Raw genomic sequence first — 24563 nt, 5'->3', positions numbered from 1 at the left:
GGTCATTCGCGTGGCACAGTGACGAGCCGGTACATCCATACCGTTGATACCGCGCTGATCATGGCGGCTGACACGATTGCGGGGTACGTCAATGGACTTCTGACTGGAATGCGCTTTGCGCGAACATCGTACGCCCTCGATCGTCCGGCAAGAGAGGCCGCTCTTTCGCGTCTGTTTGCAGAGGTCGCGGGTGACGAAGATGCTGATGTCGAAGCGCTTGCACCTAGCCAAGTGCCGTTGGCCAAATCGTCTGCGTGTCGACGCGGCTCCCTCCGTCTCTGACGGGTACGCCTCCGATCAAGCTTTCGCCGGGGCACGATGCTGGTTCAAATCGCGCACACGCAACCACGAGACGCACACTCCGACACTCGCTGGCGTGGTGAATCGAGAAAAGCGAGCCACACCTGTCGCCTGCTATCCTCATCTCTCTTCGGCACCACGCTCGCATGCGGTAATCGAGAGGTATCGGATCGGCAGCACCGTAAGTTCATCGGGACCATGCGGCGTATCCGTGTCGAAAAAGAGGCTGTCTCCAGGTAACAATCGATATAGATTATCGCTATGCCTGTATATTATTTCACCTTCAAGCATATAGATAAACTGCTTTCCCTTACATTTGAATATCGGCCTTGGTTCGGTCTCGTTGGTAATCGTAACAAGGTAAGGCTCGATCATGACGCCGCAAGAACTGGAGTCTATGCACCCTAGAAGGTTGAGTTGGTAACCTGTGCCGGGTCTCTCGACATTGACGCCGCGCCCTGCCTTGACCAGCATCGCATCGCGTCTTTCATTGAAGTTCCGAAAAAGGCTAGTGAGCGGCGTGGCTAGTGCAGATGCCAAGGCTCGCAAAGTGCCCAGCGACGGAGATATGGAACCATTTTCGATTTTCGAGAGCATTCCCGTTGAAATGGCGGAAGCTGCTGCAAGGCGCGTGGCTGTCATGCCAAAATTTCTTCTGCGGGCCCGGACCTCGCTGCCAATGGCTTCGCGGAGCAGCTTCTCCCGCTGCAAAGCCTGCCCATTCCGGGGAGAGATCGACGGCGGTGCCGAGCCCCAACTTGACGCGCCGGCTGTCGGATAGCCCCCCTCTCCGCCAATTGCTAGGCGGGCGTCGCCTTCGGTTTTCCTCACCTTAACCAAGGCTATTGCGTCCCCCGTTTAGCTCATCGCGCAGTGAACGCACGAGCCACTGTTCGTCTCCGCCGGAGGGATCAAAGAGCGTGTGCGGTTCATCAAAGTATGCAGCACTGCTGCGGCGGATCGCGTGGTGGGTAATCAGCCTACGTAGCTTCGCAGGCCGGACGGGCTTGCGTAGAATGAGATATCCCATTTTCGCCAGCTCTTTGATCTCAGCCAAATCGCTTTCACCTGTGATAATAACGGCAGGTATCGCAGTTTGCAGCGCAACATGGATACGTTGGATAGCTTCAGCCCCGTCTAACTTGCCGGGAAGCCTGTAGTCGGCAATGACGATCCCCGGCATTTCGACTTCTTGATCGACAATCTTCAATGCTTCCTCGGCAGTCCTGGCCCCAAGGACCAGACACCCCCAAGAATTGAGTAGCTGGGTCGTCGCGTCTGCTACTGCATAGTCATCTTCGACGAGCAGCACCCGAAGCCCAACCAGAGGATTGGGGAGCTCCGCCCGCTCTTGGCCCTCGCCCCGCACCACCACCGGCTCACCTCGCTTTACCACCAGGCCGAAGTATGACCCCTTTTGTAAGCTCGAGCTGTGCTCTATCGAGTGCCCCAGGCAATCAGCTAACCGCCGCACAATCGCCAACCCAAGGCCAAGTCCCTGACCTCGATCGCGTTCGGGATTATGCAATTGATGAAAATCGTCAAAGATCGCGGTAGCCTGGTCTTTGGGAATTCCCGAGCCTGTGTCCCACACTTGGATAGCAATATCGTCGCCTCGGCGCCGGCATCCCAGCAGCACCTTACCTGTGGTCGTATAGCGGATTGCGTTCGACAGCAGGTTTCCCAAGCTGCGTTCGAGCAAGACCGGGTCGCTGTAGACCGTGGCAGTGGTCCGCACGACACGCAACTCAAGTCCCTTGTCCACAGCCTGTGGCAAATAGGAAATCGAAACCCGCTGAAACAAGTCTTGGAGTAAGAAATGCTCGCGTTGCGGCACCACTGCTCCTGCCTCCAATTGCGATATGTCAAGAAGCGAGTTTAAGAGCCGTCCTGTCGCAACCGCCACGCCCTGAACATCAGCTACGATCGCAAGGGCTTCGCGATCATGAATTCGTTCGTAGAGAACCGCCAAATACATCTGCATGGCATGTGCAACGCCTTATGGACGCCGAGGATGTGGCGGCGGCGAAAAGGAAAAAAGAGCGAGAGGAGGAGTGGGAACGCTACCTAAGGCAAGAGGATGCCCGCAAGACAGATCAAGCTCTTGCCGATAGCCAGCAGCAGCTTGCGGAAATTATCGAAAGGTGGGGAAAGGCTATGACGGTCGAGCGCTTTTTCGCGGATGCTGAAGAGCGTCTGAAGTGTACGAACGACGGGCGCCGGCTGCGACTGGAGGAGCGTCTGGCGCTCGCGAAGGCAATGATGGGAAACGCGGATCCGCTGGATTTCATAGAAAGCTGGGTAGCCCCGGAGGAGAGGCATCGTTCAAAGTTCATCTAGTCAGTTTGGGTAGCCGGCATCGCGGAAACGGGACCCGAAGAACTAAAGATGAGCGCCAGAGAAATCAGCGGTGCGTCTGCATGATGGCTCAGGTGGTCAAGACGATTTTGTGTTACGCACCACCGGCATTTGTGCGAACTCGCCGCTGAGGTCGTGCCGCAGTCAAAGCGTAATAAGCTACATAAACATCCGTAAAGCGCCATTTGCGGGTTCGGAATATTCGAAGACAGTTGCGGGCCGAGTCCTGCCAGTCCGCTTACAGAACTCAAATGCGCTTGGCGGACCTACGAGCGCTGTCGCAGTTCAACTGTCGTTGCGGCGAAAATCCAGTTTGAGCTTATCCTGGTACACGCCTATACGTTTTTTGGCGCGGTCGATCACATCGTTGAAATGCAAGATCTCAAAATAAGTTTCACCGAGCGACTGCCGAGTCTCGGGATCCTTCAGTTCGCTTGACTGGAACCAGCCATTGCCAGTCGGGAACGGCGTCCAGTTTCCGCTCAGACGCAGCGTATTGACGCTGTCGCCGATAAGGTAGCCATAGAACTTCCTAAGTTTCCCGCCGGATTTCGCGGCAAGTAGCTGGGCATACTCCGAAAGATCGCCAATGTGCTCATCGGTTGAGACACCGGGCGCTTTAAACTCGACGATGATCGCGGAGCCCTCCTTGCTGAAGACCGCGATATCGGGGCGCTTGCCGCCGTTGTCCGTAGTCCGTTTGGCAAGAACCGCCCGGAGCGCCTCGTCGATATCGCTTTCGAATACGTTCGTATCATCGTTCCATTTGATGTTTGCGAGCGGCATGTCCGAGGCGATGTAGTCATAATATTGATACTCTTCGCTCAGCAGCCAGATGTCATGATCTGTCGTCTCGGTGCTGTCCCTGCGCATCGGGAAGAAGATGCTATGGATGATCTGCTCATCCCTGCGCCGAACGCCGTCGGCAGGCGCTTGCATGGCGAGCCGCTGGCCGCACGCGAGATCGAGAATATCAACGATGGCCGCGCGACGCACAATGAGCTGCGATAGGTTGGCCATGTCGAAATTCTTGAGCGACGAGGTATATTTCCATGAAAGTTCATGGATTTTCTGCCGGAACTCGTCGGAGTCCGGCTCCGCCAGGATGATCTCCTCCTTGAGGTTGAAGATAGCGGCGGTGTCGTCGATGACGGCCTTCTGATATTTGCTCAACACGCGTTCGGCGACTGACTGGGCGGATTCGCCATAGACAATACGGGTCTTGGTATCCTGGAGCATCGCTTCACTGATGCCGAACTGGTAGGTCGCCTCTTTGAGCACATTGCTTTTGTTCCAGTCAGCCGGGGTGACCATCCCGTCAATAACTGGGTCAAGCGCCTCATGTATGTCGGCATAGGACAGTCTCTCGGAGGAAAACATGTCGCCGCTCGGAATCTCATCCGGGATGTTGTCGAAATCATCGCGCTGTTCGTTGACGCGGGCATCGAGATAATCGGCTTCGATAAGCACGATATGGTGGAAGCCGCCAACTGGGTTATTCTGCTCGGCGCGCGTACGAAGGTAGTGTCCCGTAATGTCCTTTACAGGCGTTGATTTGGCGCAGAATGCGATGGCGTTGCGCGGAAGGTCATATTGCTCGGCGTCGAGCTGATAATGTGAGAGGTTGAATCTTTGCCAGCTGCCGAGACGGTCGCCTGTTCTCGGATCACGCTCCTCGACGTCAATCGGACGCTCCGCGGTTACGGCCGGTAGATCGGCGAGCCGCAGCACTTCGTTCTGGGGCTCTTCGTCCTTCCAATGTCGCGTGGTGAACCAGATCTCGAAGTTGCCCAGCCGCTCTCCAAGTCCGACGAGCCGCTGCAAGAAGGCTACGAGCATTTGCTTTTTGAGCACAGGCGCGGAGAAGAGGCTACTAAGGGCGTCGCCGTGAGATATCCGGGGGCGAACCAATTCCTTGAACTGCTCAAGCTTGATGACGGTTCCAATATCAGCTTCGACGCTGGGACCGATGCTGAAATCAGCGGCCTCGATTTGCTTCTGCGGCTCGGCATAGCGCAACTCGCGCTTCAGGAATTTGTCGCCATCATGGTAAGTAGTGGCGATCGTCATCGCCGCGAAGTGATGGAAGAACTGGATGCGTCCGGCGCCCTTGCACTTGCCGATACCCGAAATGGAAAGGTCGTCCTTGTAGGACGTATCCTTGGTGAGAAAGGCCTTGAGTTGTTCGTCGCCGAGACCGCATCCATTGTCGCCGCAGGACACACTCATGACTTCGCGGTCTTCGAGCATGTCAGCGGGCGAGAAGTCGACTTCGATCGTGACATTCATGCCCGGTACGGAGGGGTCATCCGCTCTGCGGATCAGATAGGCGTCGATGGCATTCGCGATAAGTTCTTCAACAACGACATACTGGTTAAAGCTGAGTCTAGTGTTTTTAATGCTTCCCCTGATGTCGAGCGTCATTTTCGTTTCGATCCAATCTCTAACATAAGCCGGCCTACTGGTCGCCTGCCCATTTGAGAGTCAAGTGATGACAGGTAGAAGCCCCCGCCACCGCCTCATGGACGGGCATAATGTCTGTCCACACTGTTCATTATACGACCCTAAGATGATGGCCAAATCCTGCGTCGGCAGCAGCGCGTACCACTACCACGAAAGACCTCCTGCATTGGCAGTTCACTCTTCCGAGATCGTCCACCACTGCTACCCGAAGCGCTCTTTAAGCAGGGGAAGCTCAGCCATTTCCTCAGCCGTCAGGATGAGCGCCTTTTTGGGCGTCTTCATCTTCCGCTCGACAAGCTCCGTGGCGAGCTGCTCGATCATCAACCCCTCGGCGCTGATGATCTGAATGGTCTCCATCCAGAGCTCCTTGAGCAGCACGTGCACCTCTTTAGTGGCTTGGTCGATGTCGCTGTCCGGGTAGAGGATGTTGCGGAGCAACTGAATGTTTTCGATTGCCTTGGTGTAGTCGTCTTGCCCTCCGCCGTGTTCCAACTTGTTCTCGGACTGCGCCTCTACTATGACGGCGTCTTCCATCTCTCCGGCTAACACGCCAGCAAGGGCTACCTTGCATCGATCGCGAGAGTAGGTGACGATTTCTTCTTTGGTGCGCAACGGCCGCATCATGTTCGTCGAAGACGAACCGCCGGGGCCGTATATCTGCAGCGTGTCTTGGCCGATATTGAAGTCGCCAACCTTAAAGCCGACGATCCGCGCCATAACGTGGTGGCCGAGCTCGTGTCGCGCCAGATGCATCAGGAGATCAGTCTCCCGCTCGCGCTCTTCGTCCTCAAAGTTCATCGGTCGCCCCTCAGTTCTCGCCAGTACTTAGCTCTCAAAAGATGGGAGATGGCGCTCGCGATGGCGCTAAAAAACGTCGGGCCTAATCCGCGCCATGACTGGTTCGAAGTCAGCGATGTCAAGGTTCCGGCCGACCGTGCCCATGTGCTGGTAGGTGTGGAGGTGCACAAGACGATACGCGCTTGAGTAGCCGTACTGGCTGATATGCCTAGGCAGGTGCTCCACGTGGATCATTCCGTTGCCAGCGAGGAAGCTCACCGCGCGCTTGATGTCGTCGTGGTGGATGCCGGTGTATTCCTCGATCTTCTGGTGCGTAATATGCGCCAGATTGTTATTTCTGTCGCGCCTGGAGACGATCAGAAGGTAGAGCTTGATGGCATTCAGTTCGACCTGCCTACGCAACTTGAGTTCTTGGAAGAAGTCGATCTGGCCCTTGCTGTTATAGAGCGGCTTCGCCGGCAGCAGCGCATAGCCACGCAACGGGTCGAAGTCGCGGAGCCGGAACTCGCTCTGCCGGTCACCACGTTCGATGAAACGCGTCTCTAGGAGGCCGAGCCCGGCCGCGATCGTCGTCCGGCTGAGGCCGGTCGCGCGATGCAGGTTGTCGTAGGTGATCTTCACCGCACCCGTCTCCTGGTCGGTATGCTGAGCGATCACCATGAGCGTCATGAGAGCAGCTAGGCACTCGACTCGGTTCTCCCTGCCCCAGGTGAAGCCCTTGAGGCCACGGTCCTCGATCCAGGCATTCGGCAGGCGGACGAAGTTCTGCAGGGCCATTAGCGCTTCCCCTTCGGCTTGGTGTGCTCGTGAACGACCCAGATCGTGAAGGCAGCCAAGCCGAAGGCTGCGAGCGCGATCATAAGGGCGAGAATGACGGCCGGCGTGTTGGCCAGAGTAGTGATGAGTTCAGGCGCCTTTTCCATTGGCGAGGATCCTTTTGGTTCGCGTCGATGATGCGAAAAAAGCCGATCCCAACTAGTCTATCTAGAACCAGTCCTCCCTTGGAATCGGCCAATCACGCTGCACAAGCGTTCTAAAACAACGCCTTAAGAGCAGATGGGCTATTCCATGAATACCTCTAAAGTAGTCCATGAACGCCCCGCTGTGAACTAAGAACCTAGTCCCGGGACATGTTGTCCGGGGTGCAGCATATACGCGCTCTGCCTGCGCGGGGGCTTCCGCAGCCGGCTCATCGATGGAGATGTTGCCCGGCGGCAGGCCGTCTTCGTCGCGGACCGGTACCGCCACTAAGCCTCACATCTTTAGGTCAACACAGCGCCAGAAGCACACGCTCCCCCCGAACGAAATGGGCAGCCTTCGGTTACCGCGTCATCGTCGAGCAGAGCTCCATTGCATTTTTCCACAGGAAGGTACGTCGAAATTGGTACGGTCTGTTGTGCTTCCGTAGTGCTTCCGCGCAAAAAAACGAGGACACTTGCGAAAATCGTGATCGGATAACTATTTGATATTTATGTTGAAATTGGCGCACCCGACAGGATTCGAACCTGTGACCTCTGCCTTCGGAGGGCATTGGTAAAGGACTTCCTCGAATTTACCTGTGCTTGCCAATCCTTTCTAACACAATGAAATTACGAGGCTTTCCCCTTTCTGTCAATCGCTAGCGTTTACTCACCTCTTCCCATGTTTCCGATTTTATGGTGAGTATCTGGTGAGTTTTCGAAATAGCAGGACAGAATGGCCAAGCTCACCAAATCGGTCGTGGATCGTGCCGAGCCGCGAACCAAACAATATACGATATGGGATGGCGAGCTGAAGGGGTTCGGCGTCTACGTTCAGCCCTCGGGCAGCCGAACCTACTTCGTCGACTATAGGACAAGCGACGGCGGCCGCCGACGCATGACCATCGGTCGCCATGGCACCATCACGACCGACCAGGCGCGCAAGCTGGCAATCGAAACACTCGGCGGCGTCGTGCTGCAGAAGGCAGATCCACTGCTTGAGAAGCGAACCCGGCGAACATCCCTCACCGTCTCCGATCTGTGCGACGACTACATCACTGCGGTCGAGAAAGGACTTGTGCTGGGCAAGGCTGGCCGCCCGAAAAAGCCGTCTACCCTCGCCACGGACAAAGGCAGGATCGAGCGGCATATCAAGCCGCTGCTCGGACGCAAGCTGGTGATCGACATCAGGCAGTCCGACATCTCGAAATTCATTCGCGACGTCACGACCGGCAAGACTGCCACTGTCGAGAAGACCGACAAGCTGAGGGGCAAGGCTGTTGTCGAAGGTGGCGCCGGCACGGCTAGCCGGACGGCCGGCCTTCTGGGTGGCATCCTCTCCTATGCGCTGTCCGAAGGCATCATCGACGCGAACCCGGCACGAGGCGTAAAGCGCCCGAACGACGGCCAGCGCCAACGGCGATTGGACGCAGCCGAATACGCTGCCCTCGGCAAGGTGCTGACCGACAGTGAAGAGCCATGGCAGGCCATCGCCAGCGTCAAGCTTCTGGCTTTTACTGGGTGCCGTCGCGGCGAAATCGAGGGGCTGAAGTGGCCCGAAGTCGACATCGATGGGAAGGCGCTCCGCTTGAGCGATTCCAAGACGGGCGCCTCAGTCCGTCCTCTCGGCCAAGCAGCGATTGACGTACTCAAGGGGATCGATCGCAAGAAGGGTGACTACGTCATGCCCGGCGTGCGGGACGAGAGCAAGCCCTATGGAGGCCTAGCGGGCGCGATGGACCGCATCATGCAGGCGGCTAAGCTGGAGGGGGTCACAGCCCACACCTTGCGACATAGCTTTGCGTCGGTCGGTGCTGATCTGGATTACTCGGACAGCACCATCGGCGCGTGCCTGGGTCACTCCGGCAGCGGGATTACCAGCCGATACACACATCGGCTGGACAGTGTCCTTGTGGCTGCTGCTGACAAGATTTCCGGCGAGATCGAGCGGCAAATGCGATGCAGATGAGATCTCCAGCCAAAGTGATGCTAAGATGACTTGAGCCGGATCCAAACTTGAAAAATAGTCGGCAATTCGAATCTTTCACGCTACCGCTCGTTCGGCGGTAGCGTGTTGACTTTCGCATGTCAAGACCCTATGTTTCGGGTGCGAGTGACACGGTGAACTTTACAGGCACTGGCCCGTTTTAAAGGGTGGCCAAGTTCGGTTCGTACCTCGCAAAGAGGGGCGCGCTTCGCGCGACAACGGAATAAACGGTGAGACAGCCCATCCCATAAGTACTGCGAGTGCGGTGCTTGGATGGGCTGGATCCGTTTAAGGGGGGATATGTTCTTAGCGCGCTATGCGATCCTGCTTGATGGCGGGTTCGTCACAAGAAAGCTTAAAGAGCGGCTTGGCCGGGTTGCCACAGCGGACGATATCGTTGCCTTATGCGATGAGATAAAAGCTAGCGACCACCTGAAAAACTATGAACTCATGCGCATCTACTACTATGACGCGCCCCCGTCAGGCGAGACAATCGCCAAGCCTGTGAGCGGTGAAGAGTTCCACCTGTCAGGCACCGATCGTTACCGTCACGCTCAAAGCCTTTATGACCAGCTAGAACTTCGCGATGGCTTCGCCATAAGGATGGGGGAAACTAGATTGTCCCCATTCCAGTGGAAAATGAAACCGCGCTCTGCCAAGCAGCTGATCAAAGAACCCCGTGCTGTAGCAGATAGAGACTTTGACCTCGATATTGGGCAGAAGGGCGTTGATATCCGAATTGGCTTGGACATGGCTCGCCTTGCCTTGCGTGACACAGTGCGGGCGGTAGCAGTTGTCACAGGCGACAGCGACTTTGTTCCCGCCTTCAAGTTTGTGCGTCGGGAAGGTCTCAAGGTCATGTTATGCACTTTGGGGCATAAAAGCGCTAGGCGCGAACTGAAAGCTCACGCCGACTTCGTTTTGTCTTAACCTCTCGCCACCCGACACCCAGCCCGCTTCGGCGGGCTTTTTCGTGCGCGGTCAGCCCACTCAGACAGCGGCATCAAGCCGCTACGAAAGAGAGAACGCCGACATGATGAAGGCCGACCCCACCGGTAAAAACAATTGCGGCGTAGAGCCTAGCCTCTGGCTGCAGATGACCAAGGCGGAAAAGCACCGCTGCTATGTGAAGGCGTCAAGGGCGCGCCTCGGCGACAAAAGAACCAAAGAGCAGATCGCAAAGCAAAACCGTTCGTACCGCGAGCGATACCCAGAGAAATGCCGCGAGCTTCAAAAAAGCTGGATTGCTAGGAATCCAGAAAAAGAAGCGGCTAGGAAGAAGGCATACAGGGAAAAAAACCGAGAGCGAATTTTGAAGGTACGCGCACTCTGGCGTGCCGCCAAGGCCGGCAACACGCCGCTGAGCTCCGCAGAGCTGCGCAAGAAATCGCTTCGGCAAAATGACTTCTACGCGGCAGCAGAGCGCGCCGTGCCAGCCGGATATCCGCGCTGGATCCGGGATGACGTCATATCCGATATTGTCTTGGCCGTGCTCGAAGGGGAAATTACCGTAAAGCAGATCGCCTCACGCGCACGAAAGTATATCACCCGTCACTATGCAGAATTCGGCGACCGCAAAACGCTGTCGCTGGATGCGCCGATCCCAGGCCTGGACGGCGTCACCTATCTTGATCGCCTCGCCATGGAGCCAGCAGAATGACCGCCGCATGACCCGCTCGACAAGTCAATCGCTCCACGGCTCATACGGTTCGTCTGGATCCCCCCAATTCTCTTCATAGCGTTTACGTAGGTGCGACACGATCAACGCTTCTGCATCTGACGGGTCCGCGAACTTAAGCTCATTCAATCGGAGGAGCTTATAGGCCAAGTCCGCACGCCCCTCCTTGAAGTAGTCGATAGCGGTCCAAGTATAGTTTCGATCCAGCTTGCCAAAAAGGCCCCGTTCGATTTCCCTCGCGAGATCCGAGGTTTCAATGCCATTCTCGGACGCTCGCTTCCAGCGTTCATGTCGTAACGTGAAATCTTGCATCCGCAGAAATGAGGGGCTTAGCGTGCTCGTCCTGGCCTGGTTGAACTCGATTCCACTGGTCAATCGTTCCGACAGCTTGTCGAGCGCGGCAATTAGTCCTTTGCGATAGGGAAGGCTCTGCGCAGCCTCTGCCTGATTAATCGCCTGATGGACTCGGTCAATCACTTCAATGATGTCTGGTTCCGGCGGAAATACCTGTTCCAACGCCTGGACGATCTCAGCATTCATGGACCGACCGTGACGTTCGGCTGAGTTCTTGATGCGGTCGCGCATGCCGTCTGGCAGGCGAACAATCACCTTGTCCAGATTTCGACTCTCCGACTCTTGGGCCATGCGGGAGCTCCTTTGTCCACAGATATGGCCATAGGCCAACTTTGCGCTTGCGACAATGTCGGCCTTAGGCCATATTGGCCTTAGGCCATATTTGTTAAGGAGACATAAATGACACCCAGTCGGGAGGCCGACAAGTACATCATCCGTTTTCCAGACGGCATGCGCGACCGTATCCGCGAACGCGCGGCTCAAAATCGACGGTCAATGAATGCTGAGATCGTCCACTACCTCGACCGCGCACTGGATGCGCAGGAAGCAAAAGGCCCGGCAGAGGTTGCAGCCTCTCCGAGCCATGTCACCCACCAACTACCGGCTTAATGGAGATTGATGAAATGATGACGGAACATAACACTGCTCCGGTCCATGGGGCAAGGGCGGCGACCGAAAACCCGGAGATCTGGGTGAAGGTTCGCCGCCTTGCGAGGGAACTGTCCCAGGCTCTTGCCGAATGCGAGGGCGCCCAGTGGATGGCGACGATCCATCCGCATCAAGAGGGACGCCGCCCCATCCTGTTTTCCGATATTAGTGAGACTGCTGAAAATCGGCTCGAATATCACGCCAAGCACTATGCTATCGCCGCCCGCGACATTGATCCGGACGCCCGTGAACTCGGCATGGGTAGAGCCGTCGGGAGTGAGCCGAACACTCGCTTCTATCTCTCGGTGTCGCGTCAGTTCGCGACCAAAGCGACGAGGGCTTGAGCTATGGCACATTTTGCAGAGGCTCTTTCCTTCATGCGCAGGCGGAAGCCTCGCGGTACGGGCATCGACTACTGGTGCGTCGAGCCCACGGGATCATACGGGAACGACTGCGCGACCGGCGCGCAGCTGGCAACTGAATACCTTGAGTTTATCGGCAAACATCCCACGGCTGGTCACGCTACCCTGCTCAACGGCATCGTGAGCGATATCCATAAAAATGCAGGCACCAAGGGGTTCAGCGGCATTGAGGTCGGCTTTTTCCGCCAGATCAACGAGTTCGCGATGGTCGCAGCGCAACTCTGGACAGGCAACCTTCCGAACGGGGATGCACGATGAGCCGCTTCATTCCTCATACCGACATGAGTGCTAACGACCTCATGCAGTGCAGCTATCAGGCGCAGGCGATCATTTCCCTCTGCATTCGTGTGGGCGATGACCTGTCGCCTATCAATCCTGAGACTGCGGCTGGCGCGGACATTTCTCAAGCGCTCGTCGTGGCGCTCGAACTGGTCGGCGTGATGCACGACGCCCTCGAAAGTCATGAGGGCCTAAAAGGCGGTGTCCGATGAACCCCGTCACAGAAACTTTGGACTACACCGACATCGAGAGCGAACTGCACGAAGCGGTGAACATGTCCGAGATTGCCTGCTCACTCATCGAACACGCAGGAGTTCAGCGCCCCGGCGGCACTCTCGTCACTGATGACGAATGGAACCAGCTTCTGTTCGCCGTCTTCCACGCAAACAAGCTCTCACTAGCTCTGAAAAGGCGCTGGGAGGAAGTCCACGAGAGCAACGTGAAGGCGAAAGGCGGTGCAGCATGACGCGCGCCCACAGTAAACTGGCGGAATATCACAGCAAATTCAGCATGGCCGATCCGATACCGAGGAACTTTGGCCAACTAGGGAAGTTGAGATGATGGTGAACCAGAAGGAACGCGATCCCACGCTTTTGGTTCCACCCGCAACCGTTCCTGGAGTTTCAATGACTCTACGCCCCCGACTTCGTCGTAAAGACGTTCCGGCCTATTTGGCCTCAACCCATGGCATCGACATCGCCCTGTCAACGTTGAACAAGCTTGCCACAATCGGTGGCGGGCCTGAAATGCAGTACGCCGGCCGCATTCCCCTCTACCACGTCGACGCTCTCGACGCCTGGGCGGCGGCCCGGCTGTCCAAACCTGTGCGGTCAACGTCTGAGAGGTCGGCGGCATGAGTGAGGATACATCTCAACAGGCCCAGATCGAAGCCTTTGAAGCTTACAAGGCTGCCAGAGCTAAGGCCGAAGCCTCGCAAGTATTCCACGACGCTATGGCAGCCAAGCGCGCGTGGTGGTTCTTTCTCAATCTGGTCGATGGGCCGGCCACGCCCAATGTCGTGGCTTTCCCAAAGCGGCCGCCGGAAATCGGGGGCGCTGCCTGATGGTCGGAGGAGTGTTCGCCGTATCGAGGCGGCTGTTTGACCATCCATTCTTTGCCAACGAACCCTTCACCGAGCGCGAGGCTTGGGTGTGGCTACTAGCCGACGCCGCTTGGAAACCACGGCAGGTGCGCGGACGTCATGGTGTCGTTGAGTTACAACGAGGTCAGCTCGCGCATTCCACCCGCTTCATGGCCGCCAGATGGCAGTGGTCTGAAGCCCGCGTTAGGCGTTTTCTGAAGCGACTGAAAAGCGACGCAATGATCGACGCACAGGGTGACGCGCAGACGACGCGCATAACCATCTGTAAATACAATGATTATCAGAAAGTCAGTCTCCCTACCGACGCAGATAATGACGCACCAGGCGACGGGCGCTCGACGCGCGCGCGACGCAAAGAAGAAAACATTCAAAGCAGGGAAGAAAAAGAAGAACCTTATGGTTCTTCCAAAAAGCGCGGGAACCGCCTTCCGAACGACTGGCAGCTTGCCAAGGATTGGGCTGACTGGGCAGCCGGACAAGGCCTCTCCGAATTCGAGATCAGGCGGGAAGCCGACAAATTCCGCGACTACTGGCTTGGCATCGCAGGTCAGCGGGGCGTCAAGCTCGACTGGCGTGTCACTTGGCAGAACTGGGTGCGAAAGGCCGTTGACACCAGGCAGTCCCGATTTGGTGCCCGGCCGGTGCGCAACGCGCACGGTGACCTGACCAACGCATTCCTCTTCAGCCGAGGTTGACTTGACCGACACCAGTGCCGCCCTTGCCGAGCATGGTATCCGCTTGCGGGACCACAAGACCGGCAATCACAAGACGACGTGTCCGAACTGCTCCAGCACTCGGCGCAAGAAGACCGATCAATGCCTATCCGTGACGATTGAGGATGACGGCCGAGTTGTATGGAACTGCCACCATTGCGGATGGAGCGGCGGTGCCGGGGGCGAAGGTTACCGGCCAATTCGTGAGCGGCGGACTTACCGCAAACCCGAACGGGTGGAAAATCCGCAGCGACCCGAAACCCTCTACGGGTGGTTCACGAAGCGGGGGATCACGCAAGCCGTGGTCGACCAGTTCGGCATCTACAAGACCCGGAAATGGTTCCCGCAAACCAACGTGGAAGAGGACTGCCTAGCCTTCCCCTACGAGTGGCAGGGCGAGCTTCGCAACGTCAAATACCGGACGGTCGCTAAGCAGTTCCGCCAGGAGAAGGAGCCCGAACCGGTATTCTTCAATGCCGACAGCATTGCCGAAGGCGAAGACCTGATCATCTGCGAAGGCGAGGTTGACGTGATGTCGTTCGCGGTTGCCGGGTTCCAGCATGTCGTGTCGTTGCCCAACGGCGCGCCCTCGAAAGAGGAAGCCAGCGACAAGCGTTACGAGCCGTTCGGGACGCATTGGGAGGAGCTGGTCAAGGTCCGCCGCATCCTGATTGCCAGCGATATGGACGAGCCTGGCGAAATGCTCGCGCAAGAGATCGCCCGGCGTGTCGGACGTGATCGGTGCTTCCGTGTTCGGATGCCGGCGGGTGGTGATGTCCAGTGCAAGGATGCCAACGAGTGCCTTGTGGATCATGGCATCGAGGTCTTGCGGGAATGTGTGGCCCAGGCAGAGCCATGGCCTATCGATGGATTGCACGACGTCGAGGACTTCGCCGTCGACGTGATGGACCTCTACCATGGGCGTGGACCGCGGCCTCTCTCCACTGGGTTTTACGAACTCGACAAGGCGTTCAAGTACATCCCTGGCCAGTTCATAGCGGTAACCGGCATACCCAATCACGGCAAATCACGCGTCATCGACCAGATTGCAGTGCAGACGGCGCGTCTGCGAAATGAAAAGTGGGCGATGTTCTCGCCTGAGACTGGCGAAGCCAACCATGTGGCCGACCTTTGCGAGATTTGGGCGGGGCAGCCGTTCTATGACGGCCCCAACCAGCGAATGACGGAATCCGATCTGTCGTCGGCAATGCTCTGGCTCAACGAGCGCATTTTCCTGCTTGGCGCTGTCGAACACACGCCGTCAATCGACTGGCTGCTTGAGCGGGCGCGCGCTGCCGTGATCCGCTACGGGGTCACAAACATCGTCATCGACCCGTACAACGAGGTGGAGGCATCGCGCCCGGAGAAGCTGACCGAAACCGAATTCGTTTCTCAGCTGATTTCCAAGTGCAAGCGCTTCGCCAAGCACCACGGTTGCGCCGTGTGGATGGTGATCCACCCCACAAAGATGAAAACCACTGAGGACGGCAAAGACCCGGTTCCGGGGCTATACGACCTCGCCGGCAGTGCTCATTGGCGCAACAAGGCCGATGCGGGGCTGGTCGTCTACCGGGACTACGAGAACGAAACCACCTTCGTCATTTCCAAGAAGATCAGGCGACAGCCGATCTGTGGCAGGCCGGGCTCGGTCAAGTTCGAGTTCATCGGCGCTGACCGGCGATTTCGCGACTACCCCGACAGCTACGCCACGCTTGGCAGTAAGGACGGAGCATGAAGCCAGCAGCTCAGTACACTCTACCGGACGAATTGGCTGGACTGCGCACTTGGCTGGCCAGACAGGGTGTCGACGTCGATCATCTCAAGACCGAGCGGCAGGCGCTCTATCTCGGGACCGTGCTCGGTCGGCGTAAGGTCCGCATGCCTAAGCGAGGTCAGCCATGCTTTCCGGCGTTGCTGCATCTTCAGTCGGTGCTCGGGCTTCGTGGGAACCGTCCGAAGGACCAGTACCAGCAATCCAGACTGGGGACATTCGGCCCTGCTTCAGACGTGCGCCGCATAGATCCCGCCGAATATCTCGCAACGAAGGAAGCCAAATGAAGCAAGCTACCGACACGGCCCGCTGGTACGTAGTTCGCGCTCGCCCTTCGCTCGAACTCAAAGCGGCCGAGGAAATCGCCGGTCTTGGGCAAGTGGTCTACGTGCCGCGATTCCGAAAGGAGTACAAACACGCCCGGCATAAGCGCTGGTCGGTGAAGTACTTCTCGCTTTTGACCGGTTACCTGTTCGTGCTGGCGTCCGACCACTGGCCGCGCGTCCTCGACTGCGAGAGCGTCGACTGCATCTTGCGATCCAACAACGGGGAGCCGGTGCCTATCCTCGACGCGACCGTCCAGGGGATCCGGTCAAAGCAGGAAACCGGAGAGTATGACGAAATGCGGGTGCATGGCCGTGTCGAGGCCGGCACATCGGTCAAGGTCATCACTGGCGCCCTCGCGGGCCTCCATGGTCCGGTGTCTGCATCGACCGACGCGCACGTCATCATGATGCTGCAGATGTTCGGGCGAGAGGTGGCCGCGAAGGTGCCCCTTGAAAAATTGGGCCAAACAGGATAGTTACATTTGCAACTTATTTGGCGAAACGCTTGTCTGTGCGGGGCCTGAGAGTCACCAGCCGGAGCGGCACAGGAAATCGCCACCTGTGACCGGGGAAGTGCGCCCGGATTTCCTCAGCCCCGCTGACCGCCTGGCAGGCCAGCGCGTTACCCCGGCCGGACAGAGAGTCCGGCAAGGGTAGCGTTTTCGCGGTCAGGTCAAGGCAAGTCGCGAATTTTGTGGAACGAAGCGTTGACGGGCAATCCGCCGACATTGAACTGAAACTGCTGGCCATTGCCAAAATTTGCAGGCAGCGCCACCGGAAGACTCACACTCTGGCCGGCTTGAAGCACAGCGCCTGTCACGAGCTGACCCGTGGTCGAGGCTGTGAGGGTGACGGTACCAGTAAGGCCCCCACCCGCTGCAGAAGAATAGGTTCCATCGTAGGTGAGGCCGCCGACGTCCATGCCAGCAATGATGCCATTGCCGACGTAGAGCACAGCGCCGCCTTGTTGAAAATTGCCTTGGTACTTCACTTGGTAGAGGGTTGCTGCCATTTGAACCTCCTGTTTGGTGGTACCTGATAGGTGGGTATTCGTTCGTCACTCCACAACTTGAAACGCCGCCAATTTGCGACTGTGAAGCCGGCCGAAACAGCCGTTCAGTCCGCCGTTTTTGCTCCTTCAGCTTTCAGGGCCGTGGCAATCGCATCCAGCGTCGCGTGGCGGTCGCTCTCCAACATGGCTGCGATCACCTCCTGAAAGCTCTTGGTCTCACATCGGAGTACCCACAGGGCAGAGCGTTGAGGGCCGCCCGTGTTCCAATGGAAAGTAAGCCCATGCATATCCGGTTCGGGCTCCACTACCCGGTTGAAGGATAGATGCGTTCCCACGCGGCGCACCCTGATCGCCATGCGTTCCTCCCACTAGCCCCAATGTTACGGTTGAAGTTGCACAATGTCTGACCTGACTGTCAAACAAGAGGCGTTCGCTCTCGCCTACGTCGAGACAGGCAACGGCTCGGAAGCATACCGGCGCACGCACGACGTAGGCGCGGACACCAAGCCTGAGACGGTCTGGAGCGAGGCAAGCCGGTTGCTCGCCAAGCCCAAGGTTGCCGCAAGGGTCAAAGAGCTTCAGCAGGAAGCCCGCGACCTTGCAATGGTGTCCATCGGCACGCTTACCCGGGAGCTTGAAGAGGCTCGCGCTCACGCCATGAAGGACGAGAAGGGCGCTTCTGCCGCTGTCTCTGCAATCATGGGCAAGGCCAAGCTGCACGGATTGCTTGTCGAGAAGGCCGAAGTCACGGGCAAGGGTGGTGCGCCGCTCACCTCCGCAGTGGATGACCTCTCCAAGAACGACATTGCCCGCCGTGTGGCCTTCCTCCTGGCTCAAGGGCTGAACAGTGCAGCTAAGTGAAGTCCTCGCCGCGCTCGATGCGCTGCCGCCAGAAGCGAGGCAGGAAGTCATTGACGAGGCGCTGAATGCCTCGGCTGGCCGGTATATGATCCCGAACCCCGGCCCGCAGACAGACGCATGGTTCTCGCAGGCCGATGAAACCTTCTATGGCGGCGCGGCTGGTGGCGGCAAGACGACGCTGATTTGCGGCCTCGGGCTGGAAGAGTACCAGCCGGCGCTGATCCTGCGTAGGCAGGCAACGCAGCTCAAGGGCATTGAGGATGAGCTGGCCCGGATGCTGGGCACTCGCGACGGCTACAACAGTCAGTCGCACGTCTGGCGTCTCCCGACTGGTGGCACGATAGAGCTGGGCGGCGTGCCCCATGAGGCGGACAAGGAAAAGTATCAGGGCCGAGCGCACCGCCTCAAAGCCTTCGACGAAATCACCCAGTTCACGGAAACCCAGTATCGCTACATCATCGGTTGGCTTCGCGATGCGCAGGGACGCCGCTGCCGTGTGGTCTGCACTGGCAACCCGCCGACATCAGCCGAAGGCATGTGGGTCGTTCGGTACTGGTCGCCATGGCTGGACAAGAGCCACCCGAACCCGGCAGCGTCTGGTGAACTACGGTGGTTCACGACGATCGACGGCGAAGACCGGGAAGTCGACGCGGACTATGTAGGGCCAAGGGGTGAGCGGCCACGGTCTCGGACCTTCATCCGCTCGATGCTGGAAGACAATCCCGACCTCATGGCGACGGGGTACGCCTCGCAACTCGAAAGCCTGCCCGACGAAATCCGCGAACGCCTCCGCTATGGCTCATTCGAACCAGATGGCAAGGACGATCCTTGGCAGGTGATCCCGACCAAGTGGATACGGGAAGCGCAAGCACGGTGGATCAGCACGCCGCCCGAACTACCGATGACTGCCGTAGCCGCTGACATCGCACAGGGCGGACCCGACAAGACGCAGATCCAGAGCCGGCGCGATTGGTGGTACTCGCCATTTGCCAGCTATCCCGGCAGCGATACGCCAGACGGGCCGACTGCTGCGGGACTAATCATCAAGGAAATGCGGGACCGCTGCCGCGTCGTCGTCGATGCCGGCGGCGGGTATGGCGGCGACACGCTGACCCAGCTTGCTCACGCTGATGTTGACTGCTTCGGCTTCAAGGGCGGGAATGCCTCTGCCTCTTCCACCCGTGAAGGCATGTACGGCTTCTACAACCTCCGTGCACAGGCTGTTTGGCAGTTCCGTGAACAGCTCGATCCAGCCTACGGCTCACGCATCGCATTGCCGCCCGACCCCGAACTCGAAGCTGACCTGGCTGCCTTCCGATACGAAATCCGCGCTCGTGGTGGTGGCGAGGAAATCATCGTCCTGCCGAAGGAACTGATGCGCGAACAGCTTGGCCGCTCCCCCGACAAGGGCGACACGACGATCATGCTGTCGGCTTCGAGCATCGGCGGGCTCCGGCGCCCGAAGGCCGCGCAAGAGCGGCGCGAACAATCGCGGATGCGGCTTCAGTCCGTGACGTCAAACAGTGCCTTGAAGGCCAAACTGCGAGGAAAACGCTGATGAGTGGACTTTTCGGCAAGAAACAACCGATGCCCGAGCCTGAGCCGCCGGCGACCATGCCGGACCCGGAAGACCCGTTGGCCAAGCGCCAGCGCAGTCGGACGCGCTCGCTGGCCCCGGCGGCGAAGAGCAGCGCGGCGACAGATCGTCTTGCGCAGGTGCCCGGCACGATCGGGCGGGAGTTCTCGCGCGGAACCCTCGGGGCGAGCTGATGAGCGATCAAGCAGGCCGCGACCTGATGGCGATCGATGGTCGTCTCTTCTCTGCGAAGGGCGCGCTTGACAGCCTGTATCAGGAAATCGCCGAATTCCTGTTCCCTGAGCGTGCCGACTTCACGACCGACATCGTCTACGGGCAGGAGTTTGCCGCCCACCTGACGGACGCCACGCCCGTGCTGATGCGGCGTGAGCTGGGCGACCAGATCGGCTCGATGGTGCGGCCCGATGGACGGCAATGGTTCAAGGCAGCGGCTTCGAACAAGCGCGTTGGCCGTGATCGTGGAGCCGCCGCCTTCCTCGAATTCATGACTGACGTCAACAGCGCCATTCTGAATTCACGCGACAGCGGCTTCCGGCGCGCCGCGCAGCAAGTCGAGCATGACTTTGCGACGTTCGGCATGGGCTGGCTGCAGGTCAGCTACAACAAGAACCGGGACAATCTGCTTTACCGGTGCCACCACCCGAAGCACATGGCCGGGCAGGAAGGTCCAGACGGCCAGGTCAACCATGTCCACCGCAAGTGCGACATGACAGCGGCGGCGATGGCCCACCTGTTCGGCGAGGCGAGGCTTCCGCAGCCGGTGAAGAACGCCTTGCAGAACAACGACATCAAGACGACGTTCAAGGTCCGGCACATCTTCATTCCGCTGGACCTCTATGAGCCGCACCGCAAGTTTCCGAAGGGGGCAAAGTGGGCGGACGTCTACGTCACGGAAGACGGTACGATCCTGCAGGAGCTGCCGGCCTTCACCTTCGACTATGTCGTCCCTCGCTGGTGGCTGTTGTCGGGCAAGTTCTACGCGGTGTCATCTGCCGCGACGATTGCGCTGACCGAAAGCCGTATGCTTCAGCGCATGAAGATGACGATCATCGAGGCGGGCGAAAAGCAGGTCGACCCGCCCTTGGTTGCCACACAAGACGCTGTCCTCTCACCCATCGATCTCGGCGCCAACGGCGTTACCTTCATCGACAGTCAGTATGACGAACGGCTCGGCGCTGCTCTTCGCGTGCTTGACCTGGGCAAGAACGTTGGCCTCGGCATCGACCTGATCAACGACCAGCGCAACCAGCTCGGCGATGCGTTCTTCCTGAGCAAGCTCCAGCCGATCGCGCAGGCTGACAAGACTATGACAGCCTATGAGGCAGCACAGCGTGTCCAAGAGTGGATCCGCAATGCAATGCCGCTGTTCGGCCCGATCGAGCATGAATGGACAGGTGCGGTGCTCGACCTCACGACGCAAAAGGTGATGCGGGCCGGTGGCTATGGCCCCGTCGATCGCAACGGCATCCCGGAAGACATGCCCGACATCCTGCTCGGGCAGAACATCCAGTACGAATTCAACAACGCTCTGAAGGAAGCACGCGACCGGCAGGTTCTGAACGCGTTCCAGGAAGGCGCGCAGGTTCTGCAAGCCGGCGCTTCGATCGATCCCTCGCTTGCCGGCGAGGTTGATATCCGAACGATGTTCCGAGACGCCTTCGCCGCGGTGCCGAACGGTCGGGCTGACTGGCTGATCGATGCTGAACAGGCCGCTGCAAACCGCCAGCAAGCGCAACAGGCCATGGCTGACCAGCAGGAGATGCAGCAAGTCAGCAACGGCGCTGCGGTTGCCGCTCAGGTTGGTGATGCAGGCCAGTCGATCCGGGCGGCGCTAGGTCAATGAGCCAGAAGCTGTATCGCCCCTGGCATCCGGTCACGGTTCGCCCTGACAATGAGATGCCCCGGAATGACATGGAAATCCGCAGGACCGATTGCGTAGCGCTTCAGGCGCTTGCTGCCGGCATTGCGAGCGAGGACCAGCAGAAGCGCGCCCTTGGGGCGATCCTCCACATTTGCGGCATGCACCAAATGGCATGGATGCCCGCAGAGCACGGCGGCGAGCGAGACAGCTCTTTCGCAGCCGGAAAGCAGCATGTCGGCTTCCAGATCAGGAAGCTGATCACCCATTCCCTTTCCATTTTGACAGGTGAAACCAATGACCGACCAGCCCACGACCGACGCACCGGCAAACCAGCCGACGAACGTAACGCAGACCGCGCCAAACCCTGACCCCGTAGTAACGCAGGCTCCAGGCACAGCGCCTGCATCGCCAGCGCCGGCTGCCGATCCTGCCGCTGACGCGGCACTTCAGTCGTTCCGCGAACAGTTGGCTGGCGGTGACGCAGCCATGATGAAGCAGCTTGAGCGCTACAAGTCGGCCGACGAGATTTCGAAGGCGTTCCGCGAAGGCTACAAGAACGCCAAGAACGGCGGCAAGCAGATCGAGCTGACCGAAAAGTCGACCCCGGAAGAGGTGAAGGCGTATCGGGAGGCCAACGGCATCCCCGACGACGCAACGAAGTACCCCGGCGACTTCCGGGAAGGCTTCGAAGTGACCGACGCCGACAAGGCGATCCTGGCGGACTTCAAGGCAGCGATGCACGAGCGGAATGTCCCGCCGAAGGTCGCCGCCGCCGCCCTCGACTGGTATCAGGACTTCGCTGCGGCACAGGCGCAAGAGCTGAACGCACAGCTTGCGAAGGTTGCCGGCGACACCCAGAAGGCGCTTCGGGCCGAGTGGGGCGGCGACTATGACGGCCAGATCGGCGCGGCGCAGGAGCTGATGAAGGCGCATCTGGGCGAGGAAGGTTTCGGCCAGATGATGGGCCTGCGCCTCATGGATGGCTCCCGGTTGCAGGACAGCCTACCGTTCGTGAAGATGATGGCCACCATTGGCGCCGACTACTACGGCAGCACGGCGATCCTCACCGGCGACATCGAGGCGACCGGCAAGACGTTGGAAGCGCAGAAGCAGGAACTGCTGGCGCTGCGGGTCTCGGACCCGACAAAGTTCAAGAGCGATGATGTTCAGGGCAAGCTGACGAAGATCTATGCCCAGCTCGATAAGATAACCGCTCGGAAGTGATCCGGGCGGCTGTATACTGATCGCGGCATCCCGGTTTCCGGCCCCGCAAACCTCTCCAAAATACAAGCTGATGTGACGCCCCGCGCTGGGGGAGTAGCGGCCCTGTGCTTCGGCACGGCACCCCGCGAAAGCTCGGGCGCGGCACCCTGATCACGGCTGGAAGAAACCCCTCCAAATCATCAACGAAGGATATTCGCCATGGCCTACGCCATTACGAAAACCCAGTACCGTGATGAGTGGGTCGTCGCCTTTCAGCGCGGCGAAACCTACCTCAAGGACTGCGTCACCAAGGAACTCATGATCAGCGGCCTGACGGCCTCGTTTGCGCTTCAGGGCGCTGCGGGTCGCATGACCAAGCGCGGTACGAACGGTCTTATCCCGTCGCGTAACCGTGGCGACAGCCAGCCGACGATCACGCTGGAAGAGAAGCACACCAAGGAGACCCGCCCGAACTTCGACGTGTTCACGGCTCCGGCAAACCTGCGCGAAGCGATGCAGAATGCCAGCTCTCTGACGGCTTCGCGTGAAATCGACTTCACGATCATCGACGCCCTGGCGACCGCCACGAACTCCTATGCGAGTGGCGCGGCTCAGACCCTGACTTACGGCAAGACCGTCGACGCCCTGACCGAGCTTTTCGAGCTCGACGTCATGGTCGGCAACGAAATCACTTGCCTGTGGACCCCGAAGGCTTGGGCTCGTCTGCTCACGTTCCAAGAGTTCAAGTCGGCCGACTATATCGATGCAAAGCCGCTCGTCGGCCTGGCGCTCGACCGGCCGAAGGTCTGGCTCGGTGCGAAGCACATCATGCACAACGGCCTGCCCGGCAAGGGCACGGCGACTGCGTCCAACTTCATCTTCGCAAAGCCTGCGGTGGGTCATGCCATCGCGGGCGATGTGAAGGTCGATGCGGGCTACAACGGCGAGGATGACTACTCCTACGACCGTGCCACGATCTACGACGGCGCCACCATTCTGCAGCAGGCCGGCGTGATCAAGGTCGTCACCGACGACACCGCTGCATTCTCGTAAGGAGGCGGAAATGGCTTACGAAACGAACGGCTTCAAGCTCCTGACCGATGGCCTTTCCGGCGCCAGCACCATGAAAACGTGGCTGCTGGACTCCGTGGACGCCATCGCCACGGTCAACACCAGCAACTACGTCAGCGACGGCCACGCCAAGGGCGCCCGCCAGGGTGACATCGTCATCGTGCGCACGCGCACGACCACGCTTGCCGGCCCGGTGACGGCAATTCACCACTGCTGGGTGATCGACGAAGCGACCGGCGCCAATGGCCTCGGCATCGATCTGACCGACGGCCTAGCCATCACCGCGACCGACACCGACTAAAGCGAACGGGGGAGGCTTTCGGGCCTCCCTTTTCCATTTTCCTTTCATGAGGTGACCCAATGACCCAAGTGTCAAAACTTGCGGGGCATCGCTTCGCGCAGGCTGATTACGCAATCGGCCGATACGCAGCGACCGTGCCCGCCGAAACCACCCTGGCCGACGTCACGCATCCGGAATTCTTCGCCAACCATCTGTCGGTGTTCCGGCGCGGAATGACCATCGACATCATCTCGGATGACTTCGCGCTCGATTGCTCGTTGCGCGTTCTGGCCGTCACCAAGACGTCAGCGACGGTGCGTGTGATCAGGCTCTTCGACGAGGCGACCGCTCCGGCGGTCACGGCTGTGGAACTCAGCGCGCCGGAAGTTAGCTTTGGCGGCCCGCATCACAAGTGGCGTTTCCTGCACGGCGGCAACGTCATTCAAACCGGCTTCGACACGAAGGAAGCCGCAGAGAAGGCCGCCGAAAAGTACATCGAATTGGCAAAGGGCGTGTAACC

General features: G+C 58.9%; 33 protein-coding genes, 1 tRNA gene and 1 pseudogene. 25 read left to right on the top strand and 10 right to left on the bottom strand.

All coding sequences use genetic code 11. The features are described 5' to 3' along the window. Positions 1-282: pseudogene (locus HNQ95_RS33470) on the top strand (hypothetical protein); the annotation flags it as partial. 138 nt (positions 283-420) lie between these two features. Here the strand turns inward: HNQ95_RS33470 and HNQ95_RS29615 are convergent. Together HNQ95_RS29615 and HNQ95_RS29610 are read right to left on the bottom strand one after the other, a co-directional pair. Continuing rightward, positions 421-1131 carry a helix-turn-helix domain-containing protein gene (locus tag HNQ95_RS29615; protein ID WP_376769280.1) on the bottom strand — a complete coding sequence of 237 codons (711 nt, stop codon included), beginning with the start codon at positions 1129-1131 and terminating at the stop codon, positions 421-423. A 1-nt stretch (position 1132) separates the two neighbouring features. After that, the gene (locus HNQ95_RS29610) at positions 1133-2284 is read right to left on the bottom strand and encodes a hybrid sensor histidine kinase/response regulator (protein ID WP_182575908.1); all 1152 of its coding nucleotides are present in this window, start codon (positions 2282-2284) and stop codon (positions 1133-1135) included. Between the two features lie 17 nt (positions 2285-2301). On the opposite strand from HNQ95_RS29610, the gene HNQ95_RS29605 reads away from it, so the two are divergent. Continuing rightward, the gene (locus HNQ95_RS29605; protein ID WP_182575907.1) at positions 2302-2640 is read left to right on the top strand and encodes a hypothetical protein; all 339 of its coding nucleotides are present in this window, start codon (positions 2302-2304) and stop codon (positions 2638-2640) included. 303 nt (positions 2641-2943) lie between these two features. Here HNQ95_RS29605 and HNQ95_RS29600 read toward each other — a convergent pair whose 3' ends face one another. From HNQ95_RS29600 to HNQ95_RS29580, 5 genes are all read right to left on the bottom strand, one after another. After that, positions 2944-5082, bottom strand: a complete 2139-nt coding sequence (locus tag HNQ95_RS29600; protein WP_067955153.1) for a hypothetical protein — start codon at positions 5080-5082, stop codon at positions 2944-2946. Positions 5083-5322: 240 nt separating this feature from the next. Beyond that, positions 5323-5919, bottom strand: coding sequence for a zinc metalloprotease (locus tag HNQ95_RS29595; RefSeq protein ID WP_067955156.1), 597 nt, complete (start codon positions 5917-5919; stop codon positions 5323-5325). Between the two features lie 66 nt (positions 5920-5985). Beyond that, positions 5986-6696: a hypothetical protein gene (locus tag HNQ95_RS29590; protein ID WP_067955158.1), complete on the bottom strand. Its 711-nt coding sequence runs from the start codon at positions 6694-6696 to the stop codon at positions 5986-5988. Beyond that, the gene (locus tag HNQ95_RS29585) at positions 6696-6842 is read right to left on the bottom strand and encodes a hypothetical protein (RefSeq protein ID WP_015314521.1); all 147 of its coding nucleotides are present in this window, start codon (positions 6840-6842) and stop codon (positions 6696-6698) included. Before HNQ95_RS29585 ends, HNQ95_RS29590 begins: the two co-directional genes overlap by 1 nt. A gap of 558 nt (positions 6843-7400) precedes the next feature. After that, a tRNA-Arg gene (locus HNQ95_RS29580) sits at positions 7401-7481 on the bottom strand. A gap of 133 nt (positions 7482-7614) precedes the next feature. On the opposite strand from HNQ95_RS29580, the gene HNQ95_RS29575 reads away from it, so the two are divergent. From HNQ95_RS29575 to HNQ95_RS29565, 3 genes are all read left to right on the top strand, one after another. Next, positions 7615-8847 carry a tyrosine-type recombinase/integrase gene (locus HNQ95_RS29575; RefSeq protein WP_182575906.1) on the top strand — a complete coding sequence of 411 codons (1233 nt, stop codon included), beginning with the start codon at positions 7615-7617 and terminating at the stop codon, positions 8845-8847. A 291-nt stretch (positions 8848-9138) separates the two neighbouring features. After that, entirely contained in the window at positions 9139-9795 is a 657-nt protein-coding gene (locus tag HNQ95_RS29570; protein ID WP_182575905.1) for an NYN domain-containing protein, read from the top strand. Positions 9796-9898: 103 nt separating this feature from the next. Next, a complete protein-coding gene (locus HNQ95_RS29565; RefSeq protein ID WP_182575904.1) occupies positions 9899-10525 on the top strand; it encodes a hypothetical protein in 627 nt (208 codons plus the stop codon). 24 nt (positions 10526-10549) lie between these two features. Here the strand turns inward: HNQ95_RS29565 and HNQ95_RS29560 are convergent, their stop codons facing one another. Continuing rightward, the gene (locus HNQ95_RS29560) at positions 10550-11188 is read right to left on the bottom strand and encodes an Arc family DNA-binding protein (RefSeq protein WP_182575903.1); all 639 of its coding nucleotides are present in this window, start codon (positions 11186-11188) and stop codon (positions 10550-10552) included. Between the two features lie 108 nt (positions 11189-11296). Here HNQ95_RS29560 and HNQ95_RS29555 point away from each other — a divergent pair, with 108 nt between their 5' ends. The 11 genes from HNQ95_RS29555 (at position 11297) to nusG (ending at position 16634) form a co-directional block, all read left to right on the top strand. Further along, positions 11297-11506 (top strand): Arc family DNA-binding protein, encoded by a 210-nt coding sequence (locus tag HNQ95_RS29555; RefSeq protein ID WP_182575902.1) that lies wholly within the window; start codon positions 11297-11299, stop codon positions 11504-11506. Continuing rightward, the gene (locus tag HNQ95_RS29550) at positions 11506-11889 is read left to right on the top strand and encodes a hypothetical protein (protein ID WP_182585845.1); all 384 of its coding nucleotides are present in this window, start codon (positions 11506-11508) and stop codon (positions 11887-11889) included. The genes HNQ95_RS29555 and HNQ95_RS29550 overlap by 1 nt, the downstream gene beginning before the upstream one ends. Before the next feature lie 3 nt (positions 11890-11892). After that, positions 11893-12225: a hypothetical protein gene (locus HNQ95_RS29545; protein WP_182575900.1), complete on the top strand. Its 333-nt coding sequence runs from the start codon at positions 11893-11895 to the stop codon at positions 12223-12225. Further along, the gene (locus HNQ95_RS29540) at positions 12222-12458 is read left to right on the top strand and encodes a hypothetical protein (RefSeq protein WP_182575899.1); all 237 of its coding nucleotides are present in this window, start codon (positions 12222-12224) and stop codon (positions 12456-12458) included. The genes HNQ95_RS29545 and HNQ95_RS29540 overlap by 4 nt, the downstream gene beginning before the upstream one ends. After that, positions 12455-12712 carry a hypothetical protein gene (locus HNQ95_RS29535; RefSeq protein WP_182575898.1) on the top strand — a complete coding sequence of 86 codons (258 nt, stop codon included), beginning with the start codon at positions 12455-12457 and terminating at the stop codon, positions 12710-12712. The genes HNQ95_RS29540 and HNQ95_RS29535 overlap by 4 nt, the downstream gene beginning before the upstream one ends. 91 nt (positions 12713-12803) lie before the next feature. Next, a complete protein-coding gene (locus HNQ95_RS29530; RefSeq protein ID WP_246341045.1) occupies positions 12804-13103 on the top strand; it encodes a hypothetical protein in 300 nt (99 codons plus the stop codon). Beyond that, the gene (locus HNQ95_RS29525) at positions 13100-13309 is read left to right on the top strand and encodes a hypothetical protein (protein ID WP_182575897.1); all 210 of its coding nucleotides are present in this window, start codon (positions 13100-13102) and stop codon (positions 13307-13309) included. Before HNQ95_RS29530 ends, HNQ95_RS29525 begins: the two co-directional genes overlap by 4 nt. Positions 13310-13320: 11 nt before the next feature. Beyond that, positions 13321-14043, top strand: a complete 723-nt coding sequence (locus HNQ95_RS29520; RefSeq protein WP_182575896.1) for a hypothetical protein — start codon at positions 13321-13323, stop codon at positions 14041-14043. A gap of 1 nt (position 14044) precedes the next feature. Further along, on the top strand, positions 14045-15796 hold the full coding sequence (locus tag HNQ95_RS29515) for a DnaB-like helicase C-terminal domain-containing protein (protein ID WP_182575895.1): 1752 nt from the start codon (positions 14045-14047) through the stop codon (positions 15794-15796). Continuing rightward, entirely contained in the window at positions 15793-16119 is a 327-nt protein-coding gene (locus HNQ95_RS29510) for a hypothetical protein (protein WP_182575894.1), read from the top strand. The genes HNQ95_RS29515 and HNQ95_RS29510 overlap by 4 nt, the downstream gene beginning before the upstream one ends. Continuing rightward, positions 16116-16634, top strand: a complete 519-nt coding sequence (gene nusG / locus HNQ95_RS29505; protein WP_182575893.1) for a transcription termination/antitermination protein NusG — start codon at positions 16116-16118, stop codon at positions 16632-16634. The genes HNQ95_RS29510 and nusG overlap by 4 nt, the downstream gene beginning before the upstream one ends. Positions 16635-16831: 197 nt before the next feature. Here nusG and HNQ95_RS29500 read toward each other — a convergent pair whose 3' ends face one another. Then, positions 16832-17170, bottom strand: coding sequence for a hypothetical protein (locus tag HNQ95_RS29500; RefSeq protein WP_182575892.1), 339 nt, complete (start codon positions 17168-17170; stop codon positions 16832-16834). A gap of 104 nt (positions 17171-17274) precedes the next feature. Continuing rightward, entirely contained in the window at positions 17275-17526 is a 252-nt protein-coding gene (locus HNQ95_RS29495) for a hypothetical protein (RefSeq protein WP_182575891.1), read from the bottom strand. 43 nt (positions 17527-17569) lie between these two features. Here HNQ95_RS29495 and HNQ95_RS29490 point away from each other — a divergent pair, with 43 nt between their 5' ends. The 9 genes from HNQ95_RS29490 (at position 17570) to HNQ95_RS29450 (ending at position 24561) form a co-directional block, all read left to right on the top strand. Beyond that, the gene (locus HNQ95_RS29490) at positions 17570-18031 is read left to right on the top strand and encodes a terminase small subunit (protein WP_182575890.1); all 462 of its coding nucleotides are present in this window, start codon (positions 17570-17572) and stop codon (positions 18029-18031) included. Then, entirely contained in the window at positions 18018-19589 is a 1572-nt protein-coding gene (locus tag HNQ95_RS29485; protein WP_182575889.1) for a terminase family protein, read from the top strand. Before HNQ95_RS29490 ends, HNQ95_RS29485 begins: the two co-directional genes overlap by 14 nt. Beyond that, positions 19589-19801: a hypothetical protein gene (locus tag HNQ95_RS29480; protein WP_067963548.1), complete on the top strand. Its 213-nt coding sequence runs from the start codon at positions 19589-19591 to the stop codon at positions 19799-19801. The genes HNQ95_RS29485 and HNQ95_RS29480 overlap by 1 nt, the downstream gene beginning before the upstream one ends. Continuing rightward, on the top strand, positions 19801-21471 hold the full coding sequence (locus HNQ95_RS29475) for a portal protein (RefSeq protein WP_182575888.1): 1671 nt from the start codon (positions 19801-19803) through the stop codon (positions 21469-21471). Before HNQ95_RS29480 ends, HNQ95_RS29475 begins: the two co-directional genes overlap by 1 nt. Further along, complete coding sequence (locus HNQ95_RS29470; RefSeq protein WP_246341044.1) at positions 21468-21857, top strand: hypothetical protein; 390 nt, start codon at positions 21468-21470, stop codon at positions 21855-21857. The genes HNQ95_RS29475 and HNQ95_RS29470 overlap by 4 nt, the downstream gene beginning before the upstream one ends. Positions 21858-21975: 118 nt before the next feature. Continuing rightward, on the top strand, positions 21976-22713 hold the full coding sequence (locus tag HNQ95_RS29465; RefSeq protein WP_246341043.1) for a hypothetical protein: 738 nt from the start codon (positions 21976-21978) through the stop codon (positions 22711-22713). A gap of 198 nt (positions 22714-22911) precedes the next feature. Next, entirely contained in the window at positions 22912-23745 is an 834-nt protein-coding gene (locus HNQ95_RS29460; protein ID WP_182575886.1) for a phage capsid protein, read from the top strand. 10 nt (positions 23746-23755) lie between these two features. Further along, on the top strand, positions 23756-24064 hold the full coding sequence (locus HNQ95_RS29455) for a hypothetical protein (protein WP_182575885.1): 309 nt from the start codon (positions 23756-23758) through the stop codon (positions 24062-24064). A gap of 212 nt (positions 24065-24276) precedes the next feature. Continuing rightward, complete coding sequence (locus tag HNQ95_RS29450) at positions 24277-24561, top strand: hypothetical protein (RefSeq protein WP_210289178.1); 285 nt, start codon at positions 24277-24279, stop codon at positions 24559-24561. Positions 24562-24563: the final 2 nt, after the last annotated feature.

The sequence above is a fragment of the Aminobacter ciceronei genome, from assembly GCF_014138625.1.
GTDB classification, from domain to species: Bacteria; Pseudomonadota; Alphaproteobacteria; order Rhizobiales; family Rhizobiaceae; genus Aminobacter; species Aminobacter ciceronei.
The sequence above is the reverse complement of the archived record's forward strand: the minus strand, read 5'-3'. Positions and strand labels throughout refer to the sequence as shown.

Coding starts and splice junctions, on each gene's coding strand:
- HNQ95_RS29450 (WP_210289178.1), top strand. CDS start 24,277: ATGACCATCGACATCATCTCGGATGACTTCGCGCTCGATTGCTCGTTG.
- nusG (WP_182575893.1), top strand. CDS start 16,116: ATGAAGCAAGCTACCGACACGGCCCGCTGGTACGTAGTTCGCGCTCGC.
- HNQ95_RS29545 (WP_182575900.1), top strand. CDS start 11,893: ATGGCACATTTTGCAGAGGCTCTTTCCTTCATGCGCAGGCGGAAGCCT.
- HNQ95_RS29600 (WP_067955153.1), bottom strand. CDS start 5,082: ATGACGCTCGACATCAGGGGAAGCATTAAAAACACTAGACTCAGCTTT.
- HNQ95_RS29610 (WP_182575908.1), bottom strand. CDS start 2,284: ATGCAGATGTATTTGGCGGTTCTCTACGAACGAATTCATGATCGCGAA.
- HNQ95_RS29500 (WP_182575892.1), bottom strand. CDS start 17,170: ATGGCAGCAACCCTCTACCAAGTGAAGTACCAAGGCAATTTTCAACAA.
- HNQ95_RS29590 (WP_067955158.1), bottom strand. CDS start 6,696: ATGGCCCTGCAGAACTTCGTCCGCCTGCCGAATGCCTGGATCGAGGAC.
- HNQ95_RS29475 (WP_182575888.1), top strand. CDS start 19,801: ATGAGCGATCAAGCAGGCCGCGACCTGATGGCGATCGATGGTCGTCTC.
- HNQ95_RS29465 (WP_246341043.1), top strand. CDS start 21,976: ATGATGAAGCAGCTTGAGCGCTACAAGTCGGCCGACGAGATTTCGAAG.
- HNQ95_RS29555 (WP_182575902.1), top strand. CDS start 11,297: ATGACACCCAGTCGGGAGGCCGACAAGTACATCATCCGTTTTCCAGAC.
- HNQ95_RS29585 (WP_015314521.1), bottom strand. CDS start 6,842: ATGGAAAAGGCGCCTGAACTCATCACTACTCTGGCCAACACGCCGGCC.
- HNQ95_RS29565 (WP_182575904.1), top strand. CDS start 9,899: ATGATGAAGGCCGACCCCACCGGTAAAAACAATTGCGGCGTAGAGCCT.
- HNQ95_RS29605 (WP_182575907.1), top strand. CDS start 2,302: ATGGACGCCGAGGATGTGGCGGCGGCGAAAAGGAAAAAAGAGCGAGAG.
- HNQ95_RS29530 (WP_246341045.1), top strand. CDS start 12,804: ATGATGGTGAACCAGAAGGAACGCGATCCCACGCTTTTGGTTCCACCC.
- HNQ95_RS29510 (WP_182575894.1), top strand. CDS start 15,793: ATGAAGCCAGCAGCTCAGTACACTCTACCGGACGAATTGGCTGGACTG.
- HNQ95_RS29455 (WP_182575885.1), top strand. CDS start 23,756: ATGGCTTACGAAACGAACGGCTTCAAGCTCCTGACCGATGGCCTTTCC.
- HNQ95_RS29470 (WP_246341044.1), top strand. CDS start 21,468: ATGAGCCAGAAGCTGTATCGCCCCTGGCATCCGGTCACGGTTCGCCCT.
- HNQ95_RS29560 (WP_182575903.1), bottom strand. CDS start 11,188: ATGGCCCAAGAGTCGGAGAGTCGAAATCTGGACAAGGTGATTGTTCGC.
- HNQ95_RS29575 (WP_182575906.1), top strand. CDS start 7,615: ATGGCCAAGCTCACCAAATCGGTCGTGGATCGTGCCGAGCCGCGAACC.
- HNQ95_RS29525 (WP_182575897.1), top strand. CDS start 13,100: ATGAGTGAGGATACATCTCAACAGGCCCAGATCGAAGCCTTTGAAGCT.
- HNQ95_RS29540 (WP_182575899.1), top strand. CDS start 12,222: ATGAGCCGCTTCATTCCTCATACCGACATGAGTGCTAACGACCTCATG.
- HNQ95_RS29490 (WP_182575890.1), top strand. CDS start 17,570: ATGTCTGACCTGACTGTCAAACAAGAGGCGTTCGCTCTCGCCTACGTC.
- HNQ95_RS29550 (WP_182585845.1), top strand. CDS start 11,506: ATGGAGATTGATGAAATGATGACGGAACATAACACTGCTCCGGTCCAT.
- HNQ95_RS29495 (WP_182575891.1), bottom strand. CDS start 17,526: ATGGCGATCAGGGTGCGCCGCGTGGGAACGCATCTATCCTTCAACCGG.
- HNQ95_RS29595 (WP_067955156.1), bottom strand. CDS start 5,919: ATGAACTTTGAGGACGAAGAGCGCGAGCGGGAGACTGATCTCCTGATG.
- HNQ95_RS29535 (WP_182575898.1), top strand. CDS start 12,455: ATGAACCCCGTCACAGAAACTTTGGACTACACCGACATCGAGAGCGAA.
- HNQ95_RS29460 (WP_182575886.1), top strand. CDS start 22,912: ATGGCCTACGCCATTACGAAAACCCAGTACCGTGATGAGTGGGTCGTC.
- HNQ95_RS29570 (WP_182575905.1), top strand. CDS start 9,139: ATGGGCTGGATCCGTTTAAGGGGGGATATGTTCTTAGCGCGCTATGCG.
- HNQ95_RS29480 (WP_067963548.1), top strand. CDS start 19,589: ATGAGTGGACTTTTCGGCAAGAAACAACCGATGCCCGAGCCTGAGCCG.